Raw genomic sequence first — 26,285 nt, forward strand, 5'->3', positions numbered from 1 at the left:
GCCTCACCTTCATGCATGAGTATGCAGACCACTGCATGATTCGTCAATTCGGCGGGGCCGACGGGCGGTTTCCGGCCACGTCGAAGGAATTTGAAGATCCCTTGAACGCGGGAAACCGCTTACCCGTACCTCTCGCCGAACGCAGGCGCCGCGTTACGACACCGACCACACTCCGACCCCCTAGTGAGGCATCCGCATGTCCAGGGCTCTTCCGAAGTACAACAAGCGTCGCGTCACGTTCATCGGCGGCGCCGCCGCGGTGGCTCTGTCCGGCACGGTCATCGCCGGTTTCGCTCTCGCCGGGGAGTCGCCCGACAACGGCGCCAAGAACGCCCGGACGCTGGCGGGCCCGGGCACCATCACGTGCCCGGACGTCCGCTCCAAGCTCCCGGCTGTTCCGGCCTCCGCCAAGGCCGAGGTCGACCGCAACCTCACCCTGCTCAACACGCAGATCCAGGAAGCCAACAAGCGCCTGGTCGACACCGTGGGCCAGGGCGGCCCCAACTTCGTCCAGAACGCCATCCTCGGCCCCCTCAAGGACAAGCGCGTCTCGACCGTCAACCGCATCGCCACCGCCATCGGCCGCACCGCCGCGAAGCCCCAGGGCCTGGACGCCCTGGCCGGCTGCACGCTGAACGGCGCGGGCACCAACGCGGGCGGCGGCGCGGCCGGCAAGCCGCAGGCGGGCGGCAACGCGGGCAATGCCGGGAACACGGGCAACGCCGGCAATGCGGGGAACGCGGGCAATGCAGGGAACGCGGGCAATGCAGGGAACGCGGGCAACGCCGCCGCCGGCACGATCACCTGCCCCGACGTCCGCTCCAAGCTCCCGGCCGTTCCCGCCTCCGCCAAGGCCGAGGTCGACCGCAACCTCACCCTCCTCGACACCCAGATCCGGGAAGCCAACACCCGCCTGGTGAACACCGTGGGCCAGGGCGGCCCCAACTTCGTCCAGAACGCCATCCTCGGCCCCCTCAAGGACAAGCGCGTCTCGACCGTCAACCGCATCGCCACCGCCATCGGCCGCACCGCCGCGAAGCCCCAGGGCCTGGACTCCCTGGCCGCCTGCACGCTCAACAAGTGAGGTGACAGGCGCTGTGGCCGCCCCGTGGGAGCGCCGGCCGGGGCGGCCACGGCAGACGTCCGCGCGCGGGGTCCGGCAGAGGTGACCGGACCCCGCAAACTCTTAGACGGTCGAAAGATCTGCGGCCATAATCGTTCAACATGGGAAAGACTTATGAGCGCATAGACGGCCGGCTCCGCACGTTCATCGAGGCACAGCCGGTCTTCTTCACCGCCACCGCGCCCCTGGCCGCCGACGGCACCGTCAACCTCTCCCCCAAGGGCCTCACGGGCTCCTTCGCGGTGCTCGACGAGCTCACGGTGGCCTACCTCGACTTCGCCGGGTCCAACGCCGAGACCATCGCCCATCTGCGGGAGAACGGCCGGATCACCCTGATGTGGTGCGCCTTCCAGGGCCCGCCGAACATCGTCCGCGTGCACGGCAGGGGCGAGCCGGTCTTCCGTGACGATCCCCGCTTCCGGGAACTGCTCACGCACTTCCCGGACATCGACCCGGCACGGCACGGCCTGCGCGCGATCATCGTCGTCACCGCCGAACTCGTCCGCGACACCTGCGGTTACGGGGTCCCCTTCATGGCGTACGAGGAGGACCGGGACCTGCACGGCAAGCGGTTCGCCCGGGAGGACGACGCCTCGCTCAGCGCGTACTTCAGCAAGAAGGAGCACATCGCCACCAGCCTGGACGGACTACCCGGGCTGCCGTTGCCGCTGCCTCCCTCTACCGTCTGAGACATGCGCCCCGGTGCCCTCGCCCTCGCCGTCTCCTCCCTGATCGTGCTCGGCGCCGGTCCGGCCGCCCCCTCGCCGCCATTGCCGGCCCGGATGGCCCACACCGGCGGCGGCACCCAGCTGATCACCGCGGTGGCCCCGAAGCGGGCCTCGACGACCGGCACGGTCACCTGGTGGGACCGCGAGGACGGGCGCTGGGTGAAGAGGGGCTCCGCACCCGCCCGTTTCGGAGCGAACGGACTCGCCCCGGGCGCCACCCGCAAGCAGGGCACGAACACCACACCCACCGGGCTCTACGGCCTGCCGTACGCCTTCGGCATCAAGGCCGCGCCGCGCGGGACGGCGTACACCTACCGCCGGGTGCACCGGGATTCCTGGTGGTGCCAGGACAACGACTCCCGCTCCTACAACCGCTGGAGCGAACCGCGTGCGGCCGACTGCCGGGCCGCCGAGTCCGAGCACCTGATCACCTACGCCGTGCAGTACGCGCACGCGCTCGTCATCGGCTTCAACTACGAGCGGCCCGTGCGGGGCCGCGGCGCGGGCATCTTCCTCCATGTCAACGGGCGCGGGGCGACGGCCGGTTGTGTCTCCGTGTCCGAGAAGGCGATGCGGCGGATCCTCGGGTGGGCCGACCCCGCGCGGCGGCCGCACATCGCCGTGGGGACGCGCAGCGGGAGCACGGCCGTCACCCGTCTGTGAGCGGGGCGGGGCCGTGCGAGCGTGACCAGCGGTCACTCCCGTCCGCACGCGACTCGGTGCACGACTGAACACTCCCGTGTCGCGGTGCGTATCTGTGGGCCAAGGGTCAAGTCCCCACGGAGGAACCGTGACCACCACGCTCGCAGGCGGACGTGCCGCCCGCCGCCAGACGATGCGCCGCATCCGCCCGCGCCGCTCCCCGGCCGTTCCGCTGCTGATCGCCCTGTGGGCCGGTGCGGCGGCCGTGCTGTGGCTGTGGTGGGACAACACACCGTCCCTCGCCGACGACACGAGCAAGATCCTGGCCGCGGGCCGGATCACCGGTCTGCTCGCCGGCTACCTCATGGCGCTGGTGGTGCTCCAGATGGCCCGGGTGCCCGCCCTGGAGCGCCGGGTGGGCACGGACCGGGTCGCGCGCTGGCACGCCATGACCGGCCGTTACACGCTGTGCCTGGTGCTGGCCCACGTCTTCCTCACCATGTGGGGCTACGCACTCCAGGCGGGCAAGAGCCTCGGCGACATCGTCCAGCAGACGACGGACTCCATCAACCAGCTGCCGGACATGGGCAAGGCCGCCATCGGCACGGGCCTGCTGTTCCTCATCGGGATCCTGTCGATCGGCGGGGTGCGCCGCCTGATCGGCTACGACACCTGGTACCACGTGCACCTGCTCACCTACGCCTCGGTGTACATGACGTTCTGGCACCAGATCACCACCGGCAACGAGTTCGCCGTCGAGCCGGCCGCGAAGACCTTCTGGTACGGGCTGTACGGCGTGGTGACCGCGCTGGTCGTCTGGTACCGGATCCTCACCCCCATCCGGCTGAACCTGCGGCACCGCATGCGCGTCGCGGCGGTCATCGAGGAGACGCCAGGGATTGTGTCCGTGCTGATCAGCGGCCGCAAGCTGCACCGGATGGGCGCGGAGGCCGGGCACTTCTTCCGCTGGCGGTTCAAGGCACCGGGCATGCGCTTCAGCTCGCATCCGTACTCGCTGTCGGCGGCCCCCCGCCCGGACATGCTGCGCATCACGGTCAAGGCGATCGGTGACCACACCTCCCGGCTGCGGGACCTCGAGCCCGGCACCAAGGTGTGGGCCGAGGGCCCGTACGGCGCGATGACCGCGCAGCGCCGCAGCCGCGGCAAGGTCCTGCTCGTCGCGGGTGGTGTCGGCATCACCCCGATGCGGGCGCTGTTCGAGACGCTGCCGGGCGCGTCCGGCGACATCACCCTGCTCTACCGGGCCAACACCACCCAGGACCTGGCCCTGTGGGGCGAGCTCGCCAAGATCGCCGACGAGCGCGGTGCCCGGCTGATGTACGCGGTCAACAGCCCGCAGGGGGAACGCCCGGACATCTCCGCGGAATCCCTCCAGCGGAAGATCCCGGACATCGACAACCACGACGTCTTCATGTGCGGGCCGCCCGGTTTCGCGCAGTCGGTCTACGAGGCACTGCGCGGAGCGGGAGTGCCCGCCCGCCGCATCCATCACGAGTCGTTCGAGATGTGAGCGACGGGACACCAACGGCCCTTCAGGAGTTTGGGAAACGATGAGGAAGTCTCACCCCGTCCGGCGTGCCGTGCTCGCCGGCGCAGCCACCGTCTCCGGGATCGTGCTGCTGCTGTCCCTGAAGCCGGCCTCCGACCCGGGGTCCGCCCAGGCGGCGGGGCAGGCACCGCCCGCGGCGGCCGGGCAGGCACCGCAGGGCGGCGTGAACGGCGCGGTCACCGGTGACGCGGCGCAGACGCAGTACGGCGCGGTGCAGGTCCGCCTGACCATGAGCAACGGCAAGATCACCCAGGCTGAGGCGGTCCAGGCCCCCAAGGGCGGCCGCAGCGACCAGATCACCGCCAGCTCGGTGCCGCGCCTGAACCAGGCCGTGGTGGCGGCGCAGAGCGCGGAGATCGACGCGGTGTCCGGGGCGACGTACACCAGCGCCGGCTACAAGAAGTCGCTCCAATCGGCGCTGGACAAGGCCAAGACGTCGGCCGGAGGGCAGCAGGGTTCGGGCGGCGCGCAGACGCTGACCGGCGATGTCGCTCAGACGCAGTACGGGCCGGTGCAGGTGCGGGTGACCGTCGCCGGCGGGAAGATCACCAAGGCCGAGGCGGTCCAGGCCCCCAAGGGCGGCCGCAGCGACCAGATCACCGCCAACTCGGTACCGCGCCTCAACCAGGCGGCCGTGGCGGCCGGAACCGCGGACATCGACGCGGTGTCCGGTGCCACGTACACCAGCGCCGGGTACAAGAAGTCCCTCCAGTCGGCGCTCGACAAGGCTCCGGCCGGGAGCGGTTCCTCGCAGGCGGCGGGTTCCGGGGGCGGCCAGGCGGCGGGTTCCGGGGGCGGCCAGGCGGCGACGCGGACGCTGACCGGCAGCGTGGCGCAGACGCAGTACGGGCCGGTGCAGGTGCGGGTGACCGTCGCCGGCGGGAAGATCACCAAGGCCGAGGCGGTCCAGGCCCCCAAGGGCGGCCGCAGCGACCAGATCACCGCCAACTCGGTACCGCGCCTGAACCAGGCGGCCGTGGCGGCCGGAACCGCGGACATCGACGCGGTGTCCGGTGCCACGTACACCAGCGCCGGGTACAAGAAGTCCCTCCAGTCCGCGCTGGACCAGGCCGGTGGCTGACACGGTGGCCGACTCCGCACAGGCTCCCGCCGCGGTACGTCATGCCGAGGAGACGATGGGGACCGTCTTCTCCTTCGACGTCCGCGGCGGGGAACCGGCCGCCGTGCGCGCGGCCCTGGACGAGGCCGTCGCCGGGCTGCACCGGGTCGACGAGGTGTTCAGCACGTACCGCGAGGACAGCCAGATCTCCCGGCTGCAGCGCGGGGAAGTGACTGTCGCCGAGTGCGATCCCGAGGTCGCCGAGGTGCTGGAACTGGCCGCCGAGGCCGAGCGGCTGAGCGACGGCTGGTTCAGCACGTCGTACCGGGGCCGCCTCGATCCGACCGGCATCGTGAAGGGCTGGGCGGTCGAGCGGGCGGCACGGCTGCTGGCGGAGGTGCCCGGAGTGTGCGGGGTGAACCTGAACGGCGGCGGCGATGTGCAGCTGCTCGGGACACCGGGTGGGCAGCGGCCGTGGCGCGTGGGGGTGGCCGACCCGTTGCGTCCGGGGGGACTCGCGGCGGTCGTCTCGGCGGCCGGGGTGGAGGAACTGTCCGTGGCCACGTCCGGGACGGCGGAGCGCGGAGACCACATCGTCGACCCCCGTACGGGACGTTCCGCCGTGACCGACCTGGTCGCCGTGACGGTGGTGGGCCCCCGGCTGACGTGGGTGGACTGCTGGGCGACGGCCGCGTTCGCGATGGGCTCGCGGGAGGGCCTGGCGTGGCTGGAGTCGCTGCCCGGGGTGGAGGCGCTGCTGATCACGGCAGGGGACGAGGTGCGGTGTACGGGGGGCCTGGCTTCGAGGCTGGGGTGAGCTGTGGCTGGGGGCGGGTGGGTCCGCAGCCCGGCGGCGCGGGGACCTTGCCAGACCTGCGGGGGCGTCACCCGGAGAAGGGGGCGGGGCGCTCGGCCCGACGTCCTCCGCGATGACGGCGCGGCGCATCACCTCTGTGCTACGACCCCGCCTGGTCGTGATCACAGTCCTCGACTCCGCTGAAGCATGTGGCTGCCTCACGGGGTACGGGCGGTCGCCCGTACCCCGTGGCGGTTCGTCCGAGGCCGTGCCGAGGCCTCAGGGCATCATCTCGTACGCCCCCGACAGCGCCTCGACGCGCTGCCAGACGCGTTTCGAACGCGCCTCGTCCACCGCCGGGCGCCGGACGGCGCCGAGGGCCCAGAGCTGCTGCTCCTCGGTTGCGGAGTCCTTGCCGTGCAGCTCGACGGCATGCGCGGAGAAGTCACGTACGAGGACGGCGAACAGTTCGTCGAGGACGTCCTCCTCGACGCCGGCCTGCGCCGCCTGCTCCAGGACCAGCTGCCCGTGGACGACCAGGGCGAAGAGCTGTCCGACGGCGAGCAGGAGGTCGAGGTCCCGGCTCTGCTCCTCGTCGGGGGCGGCCGTGCGGACGAACTCGCACAGCGCGTCGGCCTGTTCCCGGAACCGGGCGACGTTCGGCAGGTGGGCGTAGGTGTCGAAGGCCGGCCGCCAGTCGTGGAAGCGCACCGAGCCGAGGCCGCGGGCCGGGCCCTGGCGGAAGAGGAAGTCGTCGTCGGCCGCGTCGAGACGGGTCGGGACGGGCTCGTACGCGACCGGGTCGAGGAGGTGGTTGCGCATGAACTTGAGGATCAGGGCGAGGTTGACGTGGACGGTGCCCTCCAGCTTCGGCAGGCCGCGGATCTCGACGGCGGCCTGGGCGAAGTAGTTGTCCTTCTCGAAGCCCTTGGCGGCGATGACGTCCCACATCAGGTCGATGACCTTCTCGCCCTCGGTGGTCACCTTCATCTTCGTCATCGGGTTGAAGAGGAGGTAGCGGCGGTCGTCGGGGCCTGCGGTGCGGAAGTAGTCGACGGCGCGGTCGCTGAACAGCTTCATTCCGACGAGCCGGACATACGCGTCGGCGAGCTCGCGCCGCACGTGCGGGAAGGCGGTGACGGGGCGGCCGTAGAGGATGCGGTTCCGCGCGTGGGTGACGGCCTCGTACATCGCGTGTTCGCAGATGCCGATCGAGGCGGTGCACAGGTTGAACTTGCCCACGTTGACGGTGTTCAGGGCGGCGTCGAAGGCTGCTCGGCCGGTGTGCAGGACGTCTTCGGCAGCTACGGGGTAGCCCTCGAGGCGGAACTCGCTGACGTACTTCGACGAGTCGACGACGTTCTTGACCAGGTGGTACGCCGGGTGACGGCTGTCGGCGGCGAAGAAGACGTAGCCGTCGGGGCCCTCGATGTCGGTGCGGCGGCCGAAGACGGAGACGAGCCCGGCGGCGTTGCCGTTGCCGATGTAGTACTTGGAGCCGGTCGCCCGGAAGCCGCCTTCGCCGTCAGGCTCCAGGAGCATGTCGGTGGAGTAGATGTCGGCTCCGTGCGCCTTCTCGGACAGGCCGAAGGCGAACACCTCGCCCTGGGAGAGCAGTTCGGCGGCGCGAGCACGGGCGGCGGGGTTGTCGCTCTGCCAGACGGGGCCGAGTCCGAGGATGGTGACCTGCCAGGCGTACCAGTAGTCGAGGCCGTAGAAGCCGAGTATCTCGTTGAGGGCGGCGATGCGGGCGGTGTCCCAGCGCTTGTCGCCCTCGCCCTCCGCGGCGGCGGACGCGGGGGTGAGGAAGGTCGCGAAGAGCCCTTCCTTGGCGGCGAAGGCGAGGAAGTCGCCGAGCCAGGCGCGGGTCCGGTAGTCCTCGATCAGCCGGCGCTTGCCGCGCTCTTCGAACCAGTCGACGGTGGCGCGCAGCAGCCTGCGGGTCTCCGGGTCGAAGTGCGCGGGGTCGTAGGTGCGCGGGTTGAAGAGCAGCGCGTCGGTCACGGGTGCCGCCTTTCGGCTGGGATGGATGAGGGTGGGTCCGGGCACGGTCACGGTCCGGTGAGGGCCCGCTCGGCAGGTCAGTGTTCGGCGTCGAAGCGGGCGAGTGTGGCGAGGACGTCGTCGAGCCAGGCGATCATCATGCGTTCGTACGCGATGCCGCCGCGCAGCACGACGTGCTGGAGTTCCCGCTCGGCGTCGAGCGGACCGTCCGCCGAAGGCTCCCCGAAGTCACGGGCCTCGCCCGCGAGGTAGTGAGCGAGGCGGCCGGTGTGCGCCTGCCGGTGCCGCTCGACCTCACTGATCAGGGCTGCCGGATCGTCGAAGGCGGCTCCCCGGATCTTGACGGCCAGGTCGTGCCGTACGCTCTCCGGCTCGGTTGGTTCGCTCAACCACAGGGAAAGCGCTTCTCGTCCGGGAGGGGCGACGGAGTACTCCTTCTTGTCCGGGCGCCCGTACTGCGGGACGTCCCGGACATCGACCCAGCGATCGCTCTCCATCCGCCTGAGCACGCGGTAGATCTGCTGGTGGGTGGCGGTCCAGAAGTATCCGATGGACCGCTCGAACCGCCGGGCCAGCTCATATCCGGAGCCCGGCTTTTCCAGCAGGGAAACGAGGATCGCGTGCTCGAGCGCCATGCAGCGATCCTGCTATGCACCTCGTTGCATAACAACGCTTCCGCCATGAGACACGGCTCACCCGGGGCAGGTCGCGCAGATCATTGCCGCCGGCTGCGTGCCGGGGCGGGGAAGGGGTGTGACCGGGATACGCGCCGACGGGGCAACGGGGTGAAAGCGGGACCTACCGGCGCATCCTCGACGCCGGCCACCCCGTCCTGGCCGTCCACGACACCGACCCGGGCAGTGCCGCCGAGCAGTTGCGCGCCGACCTGGACCAGTCTGGCGCGCCGACCTGGACCAGTCTGGCGCGCCGACCTGGACCAGTCTGGCCATGAGGCAGGCGGAGAGGCCTGGGCCTAGTGGCCGTTCTGCGCCAACCTCAGCAGATGATCCGCCAAGGCCTGCCCACCCGTCGGCTCCCGGCTGATCAGCAGCAGCGTGTCGTCCCCGGCGATCGTCCCCAGAATGTCGTGCAGCTCGGCCTGGTCGATCGCAGAGGCCAGGAACTGCGCGGCCCCCGGAGGGGTACGCAGCACCACGAGATTCGCCGAAGCCTCCGCGGAGATCAGCAGCTCCTGAGAGAGCCGCCGCATCCGCTCCTCCTTCGCCGACCCGCCGAGCGGCGCCCGGGGCGTACGGAACCCGCCCTCGCTGGGCACCGCGTAGATCAGGTCGCCGTCGGCGTTGCGGATCTTCACCGCGTTCAGCTCGTCCAGGTCCCGGCTGAGCGTGGCCTGCGTGACGCTCAGCCCGTCGTCGGCGAGCAGCTTCGCCAGCTGGCTCTGCGACCGGACCGGCTGCCGGTTGAGGATGTCCACGATCCGGCGGTGGCGGGCGGTGCGGGTCTGCGGCACGGCGGGCCCGTTCACCCCTGGCTGCTCGTGGTCCTGCGCCTGACTCATCGTCGTCTCATTCCCCGGATCGTCCGTCCCCGCCGGCTGCCTGGAGGATGCCGGGCAGCGCCCCGAGGAACGCGTCCACCTCGTCGTCGCGCAGGTTCAGCGGCGGCATCAGCCGTACGACGTCGGGGGCGGGCACGTTCACCAGGAATCCGGCCTCCTGAGCCGCCTGGCGCACCTGGGGCGCGAGCGGCTCGGTGAGCACGATACCCAGGAGGAGTCCCGTACCCCGGACGAAATCGATCAACCGATGGCCGAGGCCCTCGATTCCGTCCCGCAACCTCTCGCTCTGCCGCTTGACGTTCTCCAGCAACCCCTCGTTCTCGATGGTGTCGAGGACGGCGAGCCCGGCGGCGCAGGCCACGGGGTTGCCGCCGAAGGTCGTGCCGTGCTGGCCGGGCTGGAGCAGGTCGGCGGCCCGTCCGAAGGCGACGGTCGCGCCGAGCGGCAGTCCGCCTCCCAGCTGCTTGGCGAGGGTGACGACGTCGGGCAGGACGCCCTCGTGGGCCTGGTACTCGAACCAGTGCCCGGTCCGGCCGATGCCGGTCTGCACCTCGTCGAGGACCAGCAGCGCGCCCTTGGCCGCCGTGATCGCCCGGGCCGCCTTGAGGTAGCCGGCCGGGGGCACCACCACGCCGTTCTCGCCCTGGACGGGTTCGATGAGGACGAGCGCGGTGTCCTCGGTGACCGCGGCGGCCAGGGCCTGGGCGTCGCCGTACGGCACATGGGTGACGTCACCGGGGAGCGGCAGGAAGGGGGTCTGCTTGGCGGGCTGGCCGGTGAGCGCGAGGGCGCCCATGGTCCGGCCGTGGAAGCCGCCCTCGGTGGCCACCATGTGGGTGCGCCCGGTCAGCCGGCCGATCTTGAAGGCCGCCTCGGTCGCCTCGGCGCCGGAGTTGCAGAAGAAGACCTTGCCGTCCCGGCCGAAGAGCTGGAGCAGCCGCTCGGCGAGGGCGATGGTCGGCTCGGCCATGAAGAGGTTGGAGACGTGGCCGAGGGAGGCGACCTGGCTGCTCACGGCCTCGACGATCGCCGGGTGGGCGTGGCCGAGGGCGTTGGTGGCGATCCCGCCGACGAAGTCGAGGTACTGCCTGCCCTCGCTGTCCCAGACCTTGAGTCCCTCGCCGCGCACGAGAGGGAGGCACGGGGTGCCGTAGTTGTTCATGAGCGAGCCCTGCCACCGCTGGGTGAGCTCCTGGTTGGCGGTCATACGGCGTCCCCCTCGTGCTCGTCGGGCACGACCATCGTGCCGATGCCCTCGTCGGTGAAGATCTCCAGCAGGATCGAGTGCTGGACCCGGCCGTCGATGACGCGGGCGGTGGTGACGCCGTTGCGCACGGCGTGCAGACAGCCCTCCATCTTCGGCACCATGCCGGACGACAGGTCCGGCAGCAGCCGCTCCAGCTCGGTCGCGGTGAGGCGGCTGATCACCTCGTCGCTGTGCGGCCAGTCCTCGTAGAGGCCCTCGACGTCCGTGAGGACCATGAGGGTTTCGGCGTCCAGAGCAGCAGCGAGTGCCGCAGCCGCCGTATCAGCATTGACGTTGTAGACATGTCCGTCGTCCTGGGAGCGGGCGATCGAGGAGACGACCGGGATGCGGCCGTCGGCGAGCAGGGCCTCGATCGCGCCCGTGTCGATCGCGGTGATCTCACCGACGCGCCCGATGTCGACCAGCTCGCCGTCGATCTCGGGCTGGTGCTTGGTCGCGGTGATGGTGTGCGCGTCCTCGCCGGTCAGGCCGACGGCGAGCGGCCCGTGCTGGTTGAGCAGCCCGACCAGTTCGCGCTGGACCTGCCCGGCCAGCACCATCCGTACGACGTCCATGGCGTCCTCGGTGGTCACCCTCAGGCCGGCCTTGAACTCGCTGACGATGCCGTGCTGGTCGAGCGCCCGGCTGATCTGCGGGCCGCCGCCGTGCACGACGACGGGCTTGAGGCCGGCGTGGTGCAGGAACACCACGTCCTGGGCGAAGGCGGCCTTGAGGTCCTCGTCGATCATGGCGTTGCCGCCGAACTTGATGACGACCGTCTTGCCGTTGTGCCGGACCAGCCAGGGCAGGGCCTCGATGAGGATCTGCGCCTTCGGCAGCGCGGTGTGCTTACGCGTGGATCCACTGCTCATGACGAGTACGCGCTGTTCTCGTGGACGTAGTCGGCGGTGAGGTCGTTGGTCCAGATGGTGGCGGTCTCGGACCCGGCGGCGAGGTCGGCGACGATGTGCACCTCGCGGTAGCGCATGTCGACCTTGTCGCGGTCCTCGCCGACCCCGCCGTTCTTGCAGACCCAGACGCCGTTGATGGCGACGTTCAGCCGGTCGGGCTCGAAGGCGGCGGAGGTGGTGCCGATGGCGGAGAGCACCCGGCCCCAGTTGGGGTCCTCGCCGTGCAGGGCGCACTTGAGGAGGTTGTTGCGGGCGATGGAGCGGCCCACCTCGACGGCGTCGTCCTCGGTCGCGGCGTTGATCACCTCGACCTTGATGTCCTTGCTGGCGCCCTCGGCGTCCCGGATGAGCTGCTGTCCGAGGTCGTCGCAGACCTGTCGTACGGCCTCGGCGAACTCTGCGTACTCCGGGGTGACTTCGGCCGACCCGGAGGCGAGCAGCAGCACGGTGTCGTTGGTGGACATGCAGCCGTCGGAGTCGACCCGGTCGAAGGTGGTGCGGGTGGCGGCCCGCAGCGCCTTGTCGAGCACCTCGTCGTCGAGGGCCACGTCGGTGGTGAGGACGACGAGCATGGTGGCGAGGCCGGGGGCGAGCATGCCCGCGCCCTTGGCCATGCCGCCCACGGTCCAGCCGTCCCTGGTGACGACGGACGTCTTGTGGACGGTGTCGGTGGTCTTGATGGCGATGGCGGCCTTCTCGCCGCCGTGCTCGCTCAGGGCCGCGGCGGCCGTCTCGACGCCCGGGAGCAGCTTGTCCATGGGGAGCAGGACACCGATGAGGCCGGTGGAGCAGACGGCGACCTCGACGGCGCCCCGCCCGAGGACCTCGGCCACCTTCTCGGCCGTGGCGTGGGTGTCCTGGAAGCCCTTGGGACCCGTGCAGGCGTTGGCGCCACCGGAGTTGAGGACGACGGCGGACACCTGGCCGCTCTTCAGCACCTGCTCGGACCACAGGACCGGCGCGGCCTTCACGCGGTTGGAGGTGAAGACGCCGGCGGCGGCACGGCGGGGCCCGTTGTTGACCACCAGGGCCAGGTCCGGGTTGCCGTTCTCCTTGATCCCGGCGGCGATGCCCGCCGCCGTGAATCCCTTGGCTGCCGTCACACTCACGGCGCAACTCCGATCGTCGTCAGCCCGGTGGTCTCGTCGAGACCCAGGGCGATGTTCATGCTCTGGACGGCACCGCCCGCGGTGCCCTTGGTGAGGTTGTCGATGGCGCTGATCACGATGATCCGTCCGGCGGCCGCGTCGTACGCGACCTGTACCTGAACGGCGTTCGAACCGTGGACCGACGCTGTGGCGGGCCACTGGCCCTCGGGCAGCAGGTGCACGAACGGTTCGTCGGCGAAGGCCTTCTCGTAGGCCGCGCGCAGGGACTCGCCCGTGACGCCGTCGGCGGCCTTGGCGCTGCACGTGGCGAGGATGCCGCGGGGCATCGGGGCGAGGGTCGGGGTGAAGGACACGGAGACCGGCGCGCCGGCGGCCGCGCTGAGGTTCTGGGTGATCTCGGGGGTGTGCCGGTGCACACCGCCGACGCCGTAGGGGGACATCGACCCCATGACCTCACTGCCCAGCAGGTGCGGCTTGGGCGCCTTGCCCGCGCCGGACGTGCCGGACGCGGCGACGATCACGGCCTCGGGCTCCGCGAGTCCGGCCGCGTACGCCGGGAAAAGGGCCAGGGAGACGGCGGTCGGGTAGCAACCGGGCACCGCGATGCGCTTGGACCCCTCCAGCGCAGCGCGGGCGCCCGGCAGTTCGGGAAGGCCGTAGGGCCAGGTGCCGGCGTGCGGCGAGCCGTAGAACCGCTCCCAGGCGGCGGCGTCCGTCAGACGGAAGTCGGCGCCCATGTCGACGACGAGCACGTCCGGGCCGAGCTGCTCGGCGACGGCGGCGGACTGTCCGTGCGGCAGCGCGAGGAAGACGACGTCGTGGTCGGCGAGGACCTCCGGGGTGGTCTCCTGGAGCACTCGGCCGGCCAGGGGCAGCAGGTGCGGCTGGAGCGCACCGAGCTTCTGCCCCGCGTTGGAGTTGCCGGTCAGGGCGCCGATCTCGACCTCGGGGTGTGCCAGGAGCAGACGCAGCAGTTCTCCGCCCGCGTACCCACTCGCTCCGGCCACTGCCGCACGTACCGCCATGGAACCTCCTCCTAGAGGGCATGACTATACGTTTCGCTGCACGTTTATGCAATCCCATTCATGGGTTGCGCACCCGTCACTGCGACCGAGAGTTTTAGTTGGCGGATGAACACGCTAGTTGGCGGATCTTGGCCCCGTAACACTGTGTTGCTGTGACGGAGCGCTTCAGTTAGCCAGTCAGCGGTCGAGGTGGCGCTTGAGCGTTCGCGAGGACCTGGGTCTTACGGCAGGGGCAGCTGACTGAACAGCTCACGGGGTCTCCGAACCGCGGGCATCGACCCTGCCCTCGACCCCCACCCAGTCCGCCCGCCAGCTTCGGAAGACAGGGCACGAAGCGTCACACGGGCTCAACGGCCGCAAAAGGCTGCAGCGTTGTCGACGGCCCCTGTACGCTCGATGACAGCATTCGGCTCCATGCCGTGAGTTTTCCTGAACCCTCAGTGGCCCGTCCGGGGGGCGTCCGCAGTGACCGTCGGGTCACGCGATCTTCGGATCGTGATGACCACCGCGTCGCGGCAGAGGGGACGACAAGCGGACGGGTTCAGGCGCTCATATCGCGTATGCGTGCGGCGGCTGAGACTGATGACCCCCGAGAAAGTGCGGGTGTCCGGGCGCCTTCGTGCTCTGCCCGGACCGGCCGGCCCAGGCAGCCGCATGGCGCCCCAGGCGCCGTATCCCCATCTCGGGAGGCAGTCATGAACGCCGACGTCATCGAGGACTACGAGTCCGACGAAGACCACCCTCAGAGCAATCCGTTCCCGGGCTCCGACAAGGTCACGTGGACGCGCATCTTCTCCGTCGCGCTGCACCAGGCCACCGGGCTCCCCCTGGAGATCACCGACGGGCTCGCCCCCTACATTGTCCGCCCCAAGGACTACCTCCTCCGGCAGCGAGGCGACGACGGAACCACCGAGTACCGGATCAAGCCCGGAGTGATCAACCGCGACCCGAGCACCGGCCTCGACATCATGGAGGTCAACGTCCACGGGTTCGCTGGCAGCCCCGGCGAGTACAACGAGCGCATCCGCGGCTCCTTCGACTCTCCCGTGCGCCGCAACTCCGACCCGGCCCGGATGCTTCCGCGTCTGGTGACAGGACGGCGTGAAGACGGGCTGCCGGCGGCGTTCCTGACGACCGCGGAACCGGTGGACGGCCAGTTGCTGAGCGGGCTGACCGGCACCATGACCGACGCTCTCGATCAGGCCGACGGGGACCGCGGATACAAGCTGATCGACGACATGCAGGTCTACGGGCAGAACGAGACCACCTTGCACGCCCTACTGCTGCGACAGGTCCGGGAACCGGTGAAGGAACTGGGCGGCGCCATCACCACTCAGGTGCGGCGGGTCCTCGACCCCACGGCCATCAAGGGCGCTAACCGCAGCCGGGCCCGCCTTGCGCTCCATGGCCTGATGCCGAAGGACGTCGTCTTCGGTATCGATCGCGGCATCCTCGGACTCGACGGCGCCGATGGCGTGCCCCCGAAGGTGGCCGATCCCGCGGTATGGGTTCCGGCGTTCGCGGATGCACTGCGCGTGGCCTTCGACGACGAGCGCCACCGCCTGCACGACCAGGCGAGGCGGGCCGCCAAAGTCGCCACGGTCAGGATGCAGATCATCGTGGGGACTTCCGCCCCGGAGGACTTCCACAACGTCGTCTTCGACCCGAACCGCGCCGACCACCGGCGCCCGCCCCTGAGCTACACCCTGGTCGAGAAGGCGGCCTCCGACCTGCGTGCCGTCCTGCGGGATGCAAAGCAGCGCGGGTGGATCAGCGACGAGGAGAGGGCCTGGCTCGCCGGGGAGGGTCCCGACCCCGAACCCCGTCCCAGCGAGGACATCGTCACCGCCCGCGACCGACGCGACCGCGCCCTGTACGCCGTGGTCTTCCCCAAGGATCCGGCCCGGGCCAGCGCCGTGCGCCGAGTGCTGGGCGAGCCGGCACGCACCGCCACGCAGAAGGACCACGTCTGGCACCGTCTGCGCATGGTCTCCTCGGTGATCGGCGAGGGGTACAGCTTCCGCTGGAACCCCCGCGTCCTGGACGGCCTGCTGAGCAGCACCTTCATCAAGTTCGGCGGGCACCTGGCCGAGGAGCCCGCCTGGAATGAGGTGATCGGAGACGCCAGCACCGCCGGCCAGCCGCTCGACCCCGAGACACTGGACCGCTTCCTGGCGACCCGCGGCATCCACTGGCTCGCCGAGTGCAAGATCATCGAGGCAGACCGCGGCTCGATCGGAGCCCAGAGCGGCGGCGGGGAGACCGACAACGGCGAGACTGTCGCCGACAAGAAGATCCGCCGGAGCACGATCAACGCGCGCAAGGCCATGCTCAGCCAGCCTCGACGCACGATCGGGCTGATGAACGAGCTCGCTAGGGCGACGGCCAAGAACACCGTGCCCCGGCAGGTGGACCCCGAGGGTCTTCCTATCGAGGGCACGAAGGCTGACAAGTCCTGGTTCGACATGTCCTTCCCGAAGGCCCAGACCAAGCGCACGTCGACGTCCACGACCCGGGACAGCAGCACCGACGGGAAGACCCCGCAGCCTCCGGCCCCGACTCCGCTGGAGATTTTTACCGACACCCGCGGCCGCTTCTACGACGCCGTCACCGACGAGCTGCCCACGGCCGTGGTCGAGGTGCTCAGGACGGCGCGCTCCCTTCTGGCCGACGCGCAGGCGGCCGGCCAGACGCCCCTGCACGGAGCCGTGGAGCAGGAAATTGCCGCTCTGCATCGGGCACTGGCCGTTGTGCAGGGCGACGTAGTCATGCTGAAGTCGGCCGTCATCGACATGCAGTACGGCCACGCGACGATCGAGGAGTCCGCGTCGGAGAAGTTCCTCACGGAGGCCAGCGACTCGGACGAGGGCGACGACCTGGCGGAGTTCGAGGAGGAGTTTGCTGAGGAGGGGGACGTCCTGTGACCATCACTCTGCCGGTCGGGCCGGTGCTGACCGACGGCCGTCTGGGGGCCCTGCCCAGAGCAGCTGGCCGGTACCTCGACGAGGTTCTCTTCCGCCCTGTGCCATGGTCTGAGCGGTGGCGGTACGAGGAGTTGGACATCACCACCGCGATCTACCTGGTCTCGGACACACAACACCGTCTTCGCTGGCTGGGGCAGGCCAACCGTACGGACGGTCTGCTTGGCCGGCTGGACGGGCATGGCAACAACCCGGCGAAGCGCAGGGTGTTCGCCCGGGTCCGTGTGCTGCGGCTCACCGATCACACGCCGCCGGAGGCGGTGGACGTCATTGAGGGCCGGTGCGCCGACGTCCTGCGGATCCGGGATGTGATGCGGCCGCGTAGGTGGCCGCCTGCCGACGACTGGTTTGCACTCGTTTCCTGACGTGTGTGCAGTGACGCCCCCGGTAACCCCAGGGGTGTCACTGCCGCTGATTGGTTAGCTCCCTTCGTGCGCTCAACTGGCCAACTGAAGCGCTCAGTCACAATTGCGATCAGATCCGAAGAATGGTCTCCGTTGCCGGTCGAATGGTGCTGTTGTGTGTGAGTGGGCGAGGTAGCGAGGGCGAAGATCCGGTCGGATTTAAGTCACCTGGACCAGCTGGTCACGGAGTACGACGGGGATGCCCGGCTGCGGGATCGGCTGCGGCTCGGGGACGGCTGGTCGCGTCGGTGGAGTTCGACGTGGCAGGTGGGTGCCGGCGAGGTCTGCTGGCCCGTCCGGGATATGGCTCACGTGCCGGTGCTGTCCTCCCGGCCGATGCGGGGGTTCACGTGGCGGGCGAAGCAGCGGCATCGGCCCGGGCTGGAGGTGATGGCGTCGACGGGCCGGAAGCACGGCTTCGAGTCTTTGGAGGAGATGCGGCTGCTGGTCGCACTGGACTTCCTGAGGGCATCGGAGGTGCTGTCGCAGCCGTTCAGGCTGGACTTCGAGTACGTGGGCGGGCAGGCCTGGCACATCCCGGACTTCCTGGCCGTGCTCGGCGGCGGGATGTGGCTGATGGACGTGCGCCCTATGGAGCTGATCAAGGACGATGACGCGCTGAAGTTCGCGGCGGCCAGGGAGGTGGCGGCGGCATGCGGCTGGCGGTACTCGGTGATCGCGGGCTGGCGCCCGCATGTCTGGAGCGTCCTTGATCACTTGTCCTCGCGGCGTCGGCCGGCGAGGGATCTGCTGGGCATGCGCGACCAGCTGCTCGCCGCTATCAGCGGGCAGCAGGGTCGGGTGATGACGTTCTCCGAGCTGGCGGACTCGACCAGCGTGCCTTCTGTCGGCCGGGCGAACATCGTCCGGCTGCTCTGGCAACGCGAGCTCGGCGTTGACCTGGGCAGTCCCTTGCGCGACAGCGGCAAGCACGCGGGCCAGTGGGTGGTCCGCAGTGACCGCAGGGACCGCCGGCAGGTGTTCTTCCAGGACCCTGCCGACCATGAGACCTGGCACATCCTGCGCTGGCGAGGACTGCCTCCCGAAGGCGAGATCCCCGCCTTCTCGGACAAGACCGCCCACGCCCTCCTAGCACAGGTGAAGGCGAACAACATCAGGATCCACTCCGAGAGCGAGCTCCTGGAGCACCTGCTGGGAATCCTCGGCTCGGTCACCCCCGTCGACCAATGGCCCAGCCAGGCCAAGAAGAAGACCGGGAAGAAGCAGCGCGTCGCCCAGGCCCGCGAAGTCACCCGCGCACAGGCCGCGGCCGCCGACCGCCCCGCCACACCGGCCTCCGCGCCCGAGCCGGCTCCGGCCGAGATGCCCGCGGCCTGGGCCGAGCACGCCCGCACGATCGACCGCGCGGTCGACACCGACCGACGCCGACGGCGCGAAGAAGCACTCGCCGGAACCAGACCCGTCGCCCCGCCGACGCTGCACGAGGCCCTGAGGCGGCGCCCCATGTTCCTGCTTCCGCCCCGCGACGACTCAGAAGCCGACACGGCTGTCGGGGAGAAAGAGGCGTGACCAAAGCCCTGTCCCAAGACGATCCGCTGGAGAGTCTGCCTCCACGGGCCAGGATCGCCGAGTTGATCCTGGGCGGTCACCCGCCCCGCGACACGTACGTCGGCTGGCAGCACTACCGCACCCACTGCGGCCTGCTCGTCCCCGCCCCGGTGATCTCGCCGCGGCAGTGACCGCTGATTCCGGAGAGCCGCCGGGCCGACTACGACCTTTACCGGCAGTTGACGAACGCGAACCTTCCGCTGCAGGACACACCGATGCACGACAAGGTCGGCAAGCTGATCCGGCGCCGGCTGCGCGGCAACACGATGAAGCAGGACGATCCGACGCGGGCCGGCGTCATGATCAGTGGCTGGGGCAACTACGGCAAGACGGCGTCCGTCTGCTCCGCCGGGGCCGTGTTCGAAGACCAGTGGCTGGAACTACACAGCTATCTCAACCCCAGCTCCCTGCCGGGCACGCGTGATCTTCACGCGCCGGTCGTCTATGTCTCGACGCCGGTGACAGCGACCCCGAAGAGCCTTTGCGCGTCGATCCTGGGCTTCTTCCGGGCCTCGACCCGCAGGTCGGCCACGCTGCCGGAACTGGTACGGCAGGTCGCCGACTCCCTCCACGACCATGGCGTCAAGGCTCTGATCCTGGACGACATCAACCGACTACGGATGCACAGAGCCGACGACCAGGACGTCCTCGACCTGATGCGGGCCTTCATGAGCCTGGACGTCACCCTAATCCTGACCGGCGTCAACATCTCCGGCATCGGGCTGCTGCGCGAGGCCAAATGGAACAAGAAGACCCGGCAGTGGGAGATGCCACCGCTGGAGTCGACCCGCATCCACGGCCTGGAGATCACCCAGACCGAGCATCGCTTCGAGCTCATCGAACTCGACCGCTTCCGCTACACCACCCCGAAGCAGATCCAGGCCTTTGTCGACCACCTGGAGGGAATCGAGCAGCACCTGCGGCTGCTGAACGCAAAGGCGGGCATGCTAACCGGCGGTGTGATGCCGGAGTACTTGATGCGTCGCACCGGTGGCGTCGTCGGCCTGCTGGGACGTCTACTCGAGGACGGCGCCCAGGAGGCTATGGAGTCCGGGAAGGAAACGATCGACGAGAGCCTCCTGGACGAGATCGTGCTCCGGCGAGACGAGCCCGAGCAGGCGCCAGACGAGCCTGTGATCCCTGCAGACCCCCATACCGCTGGCAAGAAGACCACGCGATCGAAGCGATCCCGGAATACCGTCTTCGATGACCGCGGCCCGGCTGCCGCACACACGGGCTCGTGAGGGATGAAGCCGTGATGCATCCGCTACCCCGGAGCCTCGAACCCGTGGCGGGAGAATCCGTGATCAGCTACCTGCTTCGGCTCGGGCACCGCCTCGACCTTTCGCCTCTGCACCTGGTACGTGCAGCGGGCTGGAGCAACAACGACGTCCCCGGCAGTGTGCTGCTGGACCTCTCCAGGCCACAGGCCCAAGCGCTCGCCCGGCTGACGAAGCAGACGGCAGAGGAAGTCTCCGCCCTCACACTGACGCAGTGGCGAGATCGATATCCGCCAATCGCCCGTTCTATGACTAGCCCGGGACGGTTGAGACCAGACGCATGGCTCTACTTTGGCTCACCGCGCTTCTGCCCCTCCTGCCTGGCGGGCGACGGCACCCCGACCCAGCAACTGCATGGAGGGCCCTGGGACAAACTCTGGCACCTACCCGTCGTCTTCGCCTGCGTCGAGCATCAGACTTACCTGGAAACTGACTGCCCGCACTGCGGCCGGCCACACGACAGGCCAGGACATCTGATTCAGCGGGCCAATGACCACACTCTCCATCCAGCACAATGCCGGTGGACGATCGACGCTCGGATGCCGAAGAGGAAATCCTACGCCTGTGCCGGCCGACTCGACGATCGGGCTGCTTTTGCCGACGTTGGTCGGCCACAACCGACTGCCGAAATTCTCGGTTTCCAGCAGTCCCTCCTTTTCCGCCTGGCGCCGTTGACTCCAGCCAAGGATGCATCCGAGTACTTCACTGATCTCCGGCTAGCCGTCGCGCTGATCAGTACAACCTGGCCGCATGGCTGCAACCTCTTCGACGCTGACACCTCTGAGCAAATCGGCTCCTATTCACGGAACCTGAACGGCGATAGGAGCGAAAGGAACTACCACCAATGGGTCCGCGACACGCCACCGCGGGATCCCGTCGCCTGCGGAGTCCTGCTGATGGCCGCAGATCGGCTGCTTTCGAGGCGCGATTTCCCTGAACTGCTTTCAGATCTCACACACGCCGCCTTCGCCACCTCCAACCAGCCTCGAAGCCGAACACCATGGGTCGTTGTCTACGACCGGCACGAGAACAACTGCTCTGAGCGACTCCGCCAGGCGGCCAATCCTGTGACACGCCTTTTCCGCCGGGCGCCCACTCGAGCACCCCTCCGAAGCGGCTACCAGCCCGAGCACATCCCGGCATTCCTAGAGCCGGAATGGTATCAGCGTCACCTGGCCAGTGCCGCGGGCGCGGCATCCAAGATCGTACGGAGGACCGCCGCCGTCCGTCTCGTCCAGTGGGCTATGGGCGGATCTCTCGACGACGCCGCAAAGTTCCTAGGGATCCCACTCATCCAGACAAGCAGTTTCTCAGGACGAGATGCTCGGTGGCCGCTGAGGAGTGGCTGCAACCCTGTTGAGTTTGACAAGGCTCTCCGTGCTCTCGCCTCAGAACTGCACTCACCACGCCAACCGCTGATTGACTACCGGCACAGGCGGCATGCTCTTCACGAGTGGGTAATCAGCCCTGACGCTTGGAATGCGCTGCTCCAGGGCCTTCATCGGCCCCTCCATGCCACGCAGATCGGCCTCGGCGATCGAAAACGTCAAGCGGCATCCGTCTACGTATGGACGCTCATCACACAGGGCGAGCACCTCTTCGCTCCACGGCCACTCGAAGCCGCACAACCTCCCGAAGTCCGCCAGCAATGGGCTCGGCGTCGGAACACAACTTGGTTCCAGCTCACTCGTCCCGATCCGATGAGTCACTATGCTGAAATGCGTCGAATTCTTGCCGAATATGCCCAACAGCTTGCCCGGGACATCGACTCAGGCGTTGAGCAGACCAGGCACCCCGAAAGTCACACACAGTGAGCACCCACCCCTGATTCACCAACCATCTCAAGGTTGGCCATCAAAAATTCTCCATCACCACCTGACCTGCACAGCTCAGATCGAATTTGCCAACAAATACTCTCATCCGCATCTCTATGGCCGGAAGCGGCAACTTGCCGGAGCAGAGCCGGACCTCGACGTATCGGGTTACCGGCCCCCTGTGGCATCGAGCTGACGCAGCCGCCAGGCTCAACGGTCGCCCGTAGTGAGCCGGGCCTAAGAAAGCGCCAGCTTGACCTCGCAGGCATAACATGGAACGGCACCTGCGTGCCATCAGCGGTTGGGAGACCTCATGCAAAAGCCGTTCTCGTGCCCATTTTGCGGATTGCAGGGCAAGTCGAGTAAAGAACACGTCTGGGCTCAATGGATGCACGCCACTCCAGCGGCGAAAGATCTCCTCGCGGGGACATTTGGAGAGCGGATTTCCGTCGGTCATGCCGAGATCACGGTAGACGAAAACGGAAAATACCGAATAGAGACTTCACAATCTCGGAGCGTCAATAAGTATCTTCCGCAAGTACAGGTCCGCGTCTGCAAGACTTGCAATGAAGGGTGGATGGGCACCCTGGAGGAGGAAGCGAAGAGGATCCTCAAGCCTATCATACTGGAGGGGCAGGAAAATTTGGATCTCGACGCCGAAGATTTGACACTTCTTTCAGCATGGGTGACTAAAACATGGATGGCGTATGCCTTGACGCGCTCGCCACTGAATAACCCCTTCACTGAGGCCGAGTACCACAGCCTAGCCTCAGAACACAGGCCACCGCACAGCGATATTATTCTGCTGATGCATTCGGCCGAGCCCATCACCCAGGCAGCTATTGAAATATTCTCTTCCTACTACGGAATAGCGCCACCTACGGCTTCAGATGCGGACAATGGCGGCCTCTTCTACTTCGCCGTGAATAACGTCGCATTGCTCATGTTCCGGTGCCCGCCTGAACTGGAAGAGTTCCGAAGCATACTCCTTCAGAGTCTGACAGAGTCCCCGAATGTGCAGCGGGCATGGCCATCCCCCGAGTCGTGTACATTCCCGTCCGGTTTCCTCTCGGAGGAAGCCCTCGCGACGTTCCTCCGCGACTACGTGGAAACTCAGCAGACCATCGCCCTACCCTATGATGGATTGAGCCCAGATGAAGCACAACGAGCCATGGAAGAGTTTCTGAATGGAGAATTCCCCGAATTCTATTAGGGGGAGGTTCCCTTCAGACCCAACGACTGAGTGAGGTAGGTCAGAACTCCACGCGAGGCCGTTCGATGATATCCCGGCCAAGCAGGGTTCGAATGTCGGATTCTGGAAGGCCGGAACGATTGATGAAATCGCCGAAGGAGACACCAGTTGTTTCCGTGAGCTCCAGTGCCCGACGCAAGAGGACCGGAGCTTCTGGATTACCTAGAGAACCTGGCTCTACTTTCCTCCACCCTCGGACGGACAACGCTTTCCATCCTTGCGCGTAGGTGTTTTCGCTCATGACGCCGAGTGTTTTTGCTCGGACGAGGAGAGCAGCTAGCGAGACGTGCCATTTCGCCTTCAAGCGAAGAAGTGCCGGCCAGTCGAGCCGTTCCGGAAGTTCTGATTTGATGTCGCTGGCAGGCATGAGGAACGCAGCGGCGAACTCGTGAGCTTGACTCTCAGTAGCCTTGTCGCCAATTTTTCCAGTAACACCATGCAAGACCAGATGGCCTAGCTCGTGGGCCGCATCGAAACGGGAACGGTCGCGCAGGCCCTTGTCGGCCCCAAGAGCAACCACGGGCCTGTCGGAGAAGTCAACGCAGAATGCATCGACCTTTTCGAGGCCAACGCGGAAGCGGACAACAATAATTCCGTTCATTTCCAGCAGTCGCACAACGTCTTGGACCGGACCGCGTGGGACTTTCCAGTGGCCACGGACCTGGGCTGCCGCTTGTTCGATATCAGCGGACCGGAGAGGCTGCCCTTCTTCGATTGGCACGCGCGGCAGATTGAGTTCGGGCAACGCAACGTGTTTTTCGAGCTCAAGCGTGAATTCCCGCGCGAGGTGTACGTAGGCGAGAGCTTGTTGGCGGTCTCGGGGAGTGGTGGATCGAAGACTGCGGAAGAAGCCGTTGACCTGCTCTTGGGCGGGGGGACGGGCCGGAGCGGCGAAAAACGACGTCGGAACCCGCAACGCGACCGCGAGCCGACGAAGCGTCGATGTGGCGGGCTTGGTGTGTCCGTTCTCGAACTGGCTGATCGAGGCTGCGGTGACGGAGCCCACTTCCCTGGCCAGTTGCACCTGGGTGAGCCCCCGCAGTTCGCGTGCCATTCGCAGCCGGGCGCGATCGAACAGGGCCGCGATGTCGCCGGGGTCCAGTTGTGGGTCGTTCACGTCGCTCGCCTCCCGGCCAGTCGACGTCCGCTGATCAGCGGACGCTTCTCGATCTTGAATACTCCGCTCGCATCTTAGGCACACCTTGGTTACCGGTCGGTCAAATCGCTCAGCTCCGGCTGGACGCGCCCGAGTGAAGTGTGTCGAGTTGCATCTCCACCCCGTCATGTACTCTACCTACCGCACGGAAGATGATGTTCAAATCTGAGGTGACCTGCCATCGGTGGGGGGGACGGAGCTGAGGTGCTGAGAGTTCAGGAGTGCGTGCTGTCCAACGAGGTGATCACCGCCGACTCGGCGGAGACCGCCTTGTGGGACGCCATCGTGGTGCCAGAGGGGATCAAGGAGCGGTTGCGCAACCAAACCGTGTTGTCGCTGCTTGTGCGGCCTGACCTGCCGTTTGCGGTGACGGCGCTGCACGGCCTGTGCACGCTCTACGGTCCTCCTGGTACCGGCAAGACGACCCTGGCGCGGGGTCTGCCGGCGCAGGTCGCCCGCTACGTCGGTGGAGGCGCGGTCCGACGGATCGAGATCAACCCGCACGGGCTAATGAGCGCCGAGCACGGGCAGTCGCAGCAGCGGGTCAGCGAGCTGCTCGGCGAGTACGTTCCGGGCCTCGCGTCGGATGGCGTGCCGACCGTGGTGATCCTCGACGAGGTCGAGTCGATGGCGGTGGCCCGCTCGGCGGCGTCGCTGGCCGCCAACCCGGCCGATGTCCACCGCGCCACGGACGCGGTGCTCACTGCCTTGGATCTCAACGCCGCCGAGCACCCGCACCTGTTCTTCGTCGCGACCAGCAACTTCACCACCGCCCTGGACGAGGCGTTCCTCTCCCGCTCCGATGCCGCCATCCTCGTCCCGCTTCCCGAGCCGGAGGCGCTGCGGAAGATCCTGGCCTCCACGCTGCTGATGCTGGCCCACAAGTACCCCGCCTTGGGCGAGCTTGCGCGCTCCTCGGGGGTGGAGCGCATCGCCGAGGCGGCTCACGGACTGGACGGCCGCCGTACGCGCAAGGTGGTCTTCGAAGCCCTGGCTCAGCGGCTGGACACGGTGCTGGACCCCGGCAGCCTGACCGAAGACGACCTGGCCGCCGCGGTGCACAACGCCGTCGCGGAGACGGGCCAGCCGGAGGTGTCCCGTGCGGCGCGCTAGGCAGGTGGCGGCCTCCCCCACGCGCAGCGCCAGCGGAACCTGGGCGGTGATCTCGGACCTCGTGGCGGACACCGTGGCGCAGTCCTCCGCGCTGTCCCGCGACGAGGCGGTGCAGGCGATGTCGGCCGCCGAGGCAATCGGGCGGATGCTGATCGCGGCAGGGCACCTGCAGCAGCACCCGATCACCCTGGTGGCCGGCAAGATGCACTGCGAGATCACGACGGTGTCCGGCACGGCGGCGCTGACGTTGGAGGAGAACCTCAACCCGGTCCCCGGCGCGGCGGGCGCCGACGATTTCACGATCCACCTGCCGTCCCCGACCCCGCTCCAGGAGCAGGTGAAGGCAGTCGTCGATAGTCACGCCCGGTTGTCCGACGCTGTCCCGCCCGCTCCGGAGACGAAGGCGGCCAGCTCCGGTCCGCTGGTCGACCGTGAGGCTCTGCGCCGGGCGGTGACCCAGCGATGACCTCCACCTATACCTACAGCTACACCCGGACCCACACCGCCACGCACCTGACCGACATCATCCTCGGCACCATCACCGACATCCTCGCCGACCTGGGGATCAACATGGACCGGCTGCATCGCGACTGGGTGCAGAACGAGAACGCGATCAAGGCGTGGATCGAGGAGGGCTCACTCGACGCGGTCGTCCTCGAGTGCCACCAGCCCTCGGGCGCCGTGGCACCGGTGATCGAGTTCCCGGTGTCCTACACCACCGCCGGCGACGGCAACGCCGAGTTCACCGCCTCTCGTGCCCGAGCCGCCCGGTTCCGGGCCAAGTTCGACCAGGTGCCCGCGGGCACCACCTACCGGCTGTTCTGCACCTTCAACGGGCCCCGCACCCCACAACCGGGTTGGGGCCCCGGCCAGCGGGCGAGCACCGACGGCCTGCGCGGCATCACCTTCGGCACCCTCGGCTCCGCCCCACACGCCTCGACCGGCATGCGGTACTACCACATCTGAGGCCACGAACAGGAAGA

The 26,285-nt window shown here is 68.2% G+C and carries 24 protein-coding genes; 16 read left to right on the plus strand and 8 right to left on the minus strand.

The genetic code is table 11. The features are described 5' to 3' along the window. Positions 1–196: 196 nt before the first annotated feature. From AB0B29_RS18105 to AB0B29_RS18130, 6 genes are all read left to right on the plus strand, one after another. Positions 197–1,084: a hypothetical protein gene (locus AB0B29_RS18105; protein ID WP_362240426.1), complete on the plus strand. Its 888-nt coding sequence runs from the start codon at positions 197–199 to the stop codon at positions 1,082–1,084. Positions 1,085–1,224: 140 nt separating this feature from the next. Further along, positions 1,225–1,812: a pyridoxamine 5'-phosphate oxidase family protein gene (locus AB0B29_RS18110; protein ID WP_362240429.1), complete on the plus strand. Its 588-nt coding sequence runs from the start codon at positions 1,225–1,227 to the stop codon at positions 1,810–1,812. A 3-nt stretch (positions 1,813–1,815) separates the two neighbouring features. After that, positions 1,816–2,514: a L,D-transpeptidase family protein gene (locus AB0B29_RS18115; RefSeq protein ID WP_362240431.1), complete on the plus strand. Its 699-nt coding sequence runs from the start codon at positions 1,816–1,818 to the stop codon at positions 2,512–2,514. Between the two features lie 127 nt (positions 2,515–2,641). Further along, positions 2,642–4,024, plus strand: a complete 1,383-nt coding sequence (locus tag AB0B29_RS18120) for a ferredoxin reductase family protein (RefSeq protein WP_362240434.1) — start codon at positions 2,642–2,644, stop codon at positions 4,022–4,024. A gap of 40 nt (positions 4,025–4,064) precedes the next feature. Continuing rightward, the gene (locus tag AB0B29_RS18125) at positions 4,065–5,144 is read left to right on the plus strand and encodes an FMN-binding protein (protein ID WP_362240437.1); all 1,080 of its coding nucleotides are present in this window, start codon (positions 4,065–4,067) and stop codon (positions 5,142–5,144) included. Then, complete coding sequence (locus AB0B29_RS18130) at positions 5,137–5,940, plus strand: FAD:protein FMN transferase (RefSeq protein ID WP_436845854.1); 804 nt, start codon at positions 5,137–5,139, stop codon at positions 5,938–5,940. Before AB0B29_RS18125 ends, AB0B29_RS18130 begins: the two co-directional genes overlap by 8 nt. Before the next feature lie 258 nt (positions 5,941–6,198). On the opposite strand, the gene AB0B29_RS18135 is transcribed toward AB0B29_RS18130, so the two are convergent. From AB0B29_RS18135 to argC, 7 genes are all read right to left on the minus strand, one after another. Beyond that, positions 6,199–7,923 carry an acyl-CoA dehydrogenase family protein gene (locus tag AB0B29_RS18135; protein WP_362240440.1) on the minus strand — a complete coding sequence of 575 codons (1,725 nt, stop codon included), beginning with the start codon at positions 7,921–7,923 and terminating at the stop codon, positions 6,199–6,201. A 77-nt stretch (positions 7,924–8,000) separates the two neighbouring features. Continuing rightward, on the minus strand, positions 8,001–8,558 hold the full coding sequence (locus tag AB0B29_RS18140; protein ID WP_362240443.1) for a PadR family transcriptional regulator: 558 nt from the start codon (positions 8,556–8,558) through the stop codon (positions 8,001–8,003). 338 nt (positions 8,559–8,896) lie between these two features. Then, entirely contained in the window at positions 8,897–9,442 is a 546-nt protein-coding gene (locus AB0B29_RS18145; RefSeq protein WP_362240446.1) for an arginine repressor, read from the minus strand. A 7-nt stretch (positions 9,443–9,449) separates the two neighbouring features. Beyond that, a complete protein-coding gene (locus AB0B29_RS18150) occupies positions 9,450–10,649 on the minus strand; it encodes an acetylornithine transaminase (protein ID WP_362240449.1) in 1,200 nt (399 codons plus the stop codon). Further along, positions 10,646–11,560, minus strand: a complete 915-nt coding sequence (gene argB, locus AB0B29_RS18155) for an acetylglutamate kinase (protein WP_362240452.1) — start codon at positions 11,558–11,560, stop codon at positions 10,646–10,648. The genes AB0B29_RS18150 and argB overlap by 4 nt, the downstream gene beginning before the upstream one ends. Then, positions 11,557–12,708, minus strand: a complete 1,152-nt coding sequence (gene argJ / locus AB0B29_RS18160) for a bifunctional glutamate N-acetyltransferase/amino-acid acetyltransferase ArgJ (RefSeq protein WP_362240454.1) — start codon at positions 12,706–12,708, stop codon at positions 11,557–11,559. Before argJ ends, argB begins: the two co-directional genes overlap by 4 nt. Then, a complete protein-coding gene (gene argC, locus AB0B29_RS18165) occupies positions 12,705–13,733 on the minus strand; it encodes an N-acetyl-gamma-glutamyl-phosphate reductase (RefSeq protein ID WP_362240457.1) in 1,029 nt (342 codons plus the stop codon). The genes argJ and argC overlap by 4 nt, the downstream gene beginning before the upstream one ends. Positions 13,734–14,428: 695 nt before the next feature. Here argC and AB0B29_RS18170 point away from each other — a divergent pair. The 7 genes from AB0B29_RS18170 to AB0B29_RS18200 all read left to right on the plus strand — a co-directional run bounded on the left by AB0B29_RS18170 (position 14,429) and on the right by AB0B29_RS18200 (position 22,994). Next, positions 14,429–16,657 (plus strand): hypothetical protein, encoded by a 2,229-nt coding sequence (locus tag AB0B29_RS18170; protein ID WP_362240459.1) that lies wholly within the window; start codon positions 14,429–14,431, stop codon positions 16,655–16,657. Beyond that, entirely contained in the window at positions 16,654–17,079 is a 426-nt protein-coding gene (locus AB0B29_RS18175; RefSeq protein WP_362240462.1) for a hypothetical protein, read from the plus strand. The genes AB0B29_RS18170 and AB0B29_RS18175 overlap by 4 nt, the downstream gene beginning before the upstream one ends. A 342-nt stretch (positions 17,080–17,421) precedes the next feature. Next, positions 17,422–18,648 (plus strand): hypothetical protein, encoded by a 1,227-nt coding sequence (locus AB0B29_RS18180; RefSeq protein WP_436845855.1) that lies wholly within the window; start codon positions 17,422–17,424, stop codon positions 18,646–18,648. Then, the gene (locus AB0B29_RS18185) at positions 18,645–18,818 is read left to right on the plus strand and encodes a hypothetical protein (protein WP_362240467.1); all 174 of its coding nucleotides are present in this window, start codon (positions 18,645–18,647) and stop codon (positions 18,816–18,818) included. Before AB0B29_RS18180 ends, AB0B29_RS18185 begins: the two co-directional genes overlap by 4 nt. Positions 18,819–18,902: 84 nt before the next feature. Then, a complete protein-coding gene (locus tag AB0B29_RS18190) occupies positions 18,903–19,931 on the plus strand; it encodes a TniB family NTP-binding protein (RefSeq protein ID WP_362240469.1) in 1,029 nt (342 codons plus the stop codon). A gap of 14 nt (positions 19,932–19,945) precedes the next feature. Next, positions 19,946–21,781, plus strand: a complete 1,836-nt coding sequence (locus AB0B29_RS18195; RefSeq protein ID WP_362241014.1) for a TniQ family protein — start codon at positions 19,946–19,948, stop codon at positions 21,779–21,781. Between the two features lie 388 nt (positions 21,782–22,169). Beyond that, positions 22,170–22,994, plus strand: coding sequence for a hypothetical protein (locus AB0B29_RS18200; protein ID WP_362240472.1), 825 nt, complete (start codon positions 22,170–22,172; stop codon positions 22,992–22,994). A gap of 40 nt (positions 22,995–23,034) precedes the next feature. On the opposite strand, the gene AB0B29_RS18205 is transcribed toward AB0B29_RS18200, so the two are convergent. Next, positions 23,035–24,150, minus strand: coding sequence for a helix-turn-helix domain-containing protein (locus tag AB0B29_RS18205; protein WP_362240474.1), 1,116 nt, complete (start codon positions 24,148–24,150; stop codon positions 23,035–23,037). Positions 24,151–24,393: 243 nt separating this feature from the next. Here AB0B29_RS18205 and AB0B29_RS18210 point away from each other — a divergent pair, with 243 nt between their 5' ends. From AB0B29_RS18210 to AB0B29_RS18220, 3 genes are read left to right on the plus strand one after another with little or no spacing between them, the layout of a single operon-like run. Next, the gene (locus AB0B29_RS18210) at positions 24,394–25,302 is read left to right on the plus strand and encodes an AAA family ATPase (protein WP_362240477.1); all 909 of its coding nucleotides are present in this window, start codon (positions 24,394–24,396) and stop codon (positions 25,300–25,302) included. A gap of 46 nt (positions 25,303–25,348) precedes the next feature. After that, positions 25,349–25,768 (plus strand): hypothetical protein, encoded by a 420-nt coding sequence (locus AB0B29_RS18215; protein WP_362240480.1) that lies wholly within the window; start codon positions 25,349–25,351, stop codon positions 25,766–25,768. Next, the gene (locus tag AB0B29_RS18220) at positions 25,765–26,268 is read left to right on the plus strand and encodes a hypothetical protein (protein WP_362240483.1); all 504 of its coding nucleotides are present in this window, start codon (positions 25,765–25,767) and stop codon (positions 26,266–26,268) included. The genes AB0B29_RS18215 and AB0B29_RS18220 overlap by 4 nt, the downstream gene beginning before the upstream one ends. The last annotated feature ends 17 nt before the right edge of the window (positions 26,269–26,285 follow it).

The organism is Streptomyces tibetensis, assembly GCF_040647715.1.
Lineage (GTDB): Bacteria > Actinomycetota > Actinomycetes > Streptomycetales > Streptomycetaceae > Streptomyces > Streptomyces tibetensis_A.

Bases quoted from the DNA above. Each gene is read 5' to 3' on its own strand.
- AB0B29_RS18105 (WP_362240426.1), top strand. From the start codon at position 197: ATGTCCAGGGCTCTTCCGAAGTACAACAAGCGTCGCGTCACGTTCATC.
- AB0B29_RS18110 (WP_362240429.1), top strand. From the start codon at position 1,225: ATGGGAAAGACTTATGAGCGCATAGACGGCCGGCTCCGCACGTTCATC.
- AB0B29_RS18115 (WP_362240431.1), top strand. From the start codon at position 1,816: ATGCGCCCCGGTGCCCTCGCCCTCGCCGTCTCCTCCCTGATCGTGCTC.
- AB0B29_RS18125 (WP_362240437.1), top strand. From the start codon at position 4,065: ATGAGGAAGTCTCACCCCGTCCGGCGTGCCGTGCTCGCCGGCGCAGCC.
- AB0B29_RS18140 (WP_362240443.1), bottom strand. From the start codon at position 8,558: ATGGCGCTCGAGCACGCGATCCTCGTTTCCCTGCTGGAAAAGCCGGGC.
- AB0B29_RS18145 (WP_362240446.1), bottom strand. From the start codon at position 9,442: ATGAGTCAGGCGCAGGACCACGAGCAGCCAGGGGTGAACGGGCCCGCC.
- AB0B29_RS18150 (WP_362240449.1), bottom strand. From the start codon at position 10,649: ATGACCGCCAACCAGGAGCTCACCCAGCGGTGGCAGGGCTCGCTCATG.
- argB (WP_362240452.1), bottom strand. From the start codon at position 11,560: ATGAGCAGTGGATCCACGCGTAAGCACACCGCGCTGCCGAAGGCGCAG.
- argC (WP_362240457.1), bottom strand. From the start codon at position 13,733: ATGGCGGTACGTGCGGCAGTGGCCGGAGCGAGTGGGTACGCGGGCGGA.
- AB0B29_RS18170 (WP_362240459.1), top strand. From the start codon at position 14,429: ATGAACGCCGACGTCATCGAGGACTACGAGTCCGACGAAGACCACCCT.
- AB0B29_RS18180 (WP_436845855.1), top strand. From the start codon at position 17,422: ATGGCTCACGTGCCGGTGCTGTCCTCCCGGCCGATGCGGGGGTTCACG.
- AB0B29_RS18190 (WP_362240469.1), top strand. From the start codon at position 18,903: ATGCACGACAAGGTCGGCAAGCTGATCCGGCGCCGGCTGCGCGGCAAC.
- AB0B29_RS18195 (WP_362241014.1), top strand. From the start codon at position 19,946: ATGCATCCGCTACCCCGGAGCCTCGAACCCGTGGCGGGAGAATCCGTG.
- AB0B29_RS18200 (WP_362240472.1), top strand. From the start codon at position 22,170: ATGCACGCCACTCCAGCGGCGAAAGATCTCCTCGCGGGGACATTTGGA.
- AB0B29_RS18220 (WP_362240483.1), top strand. From the start codon at position 25,765: ATGACCTCCACCTATACCTACAGCTACACCCGGACCCACACCGCCACG.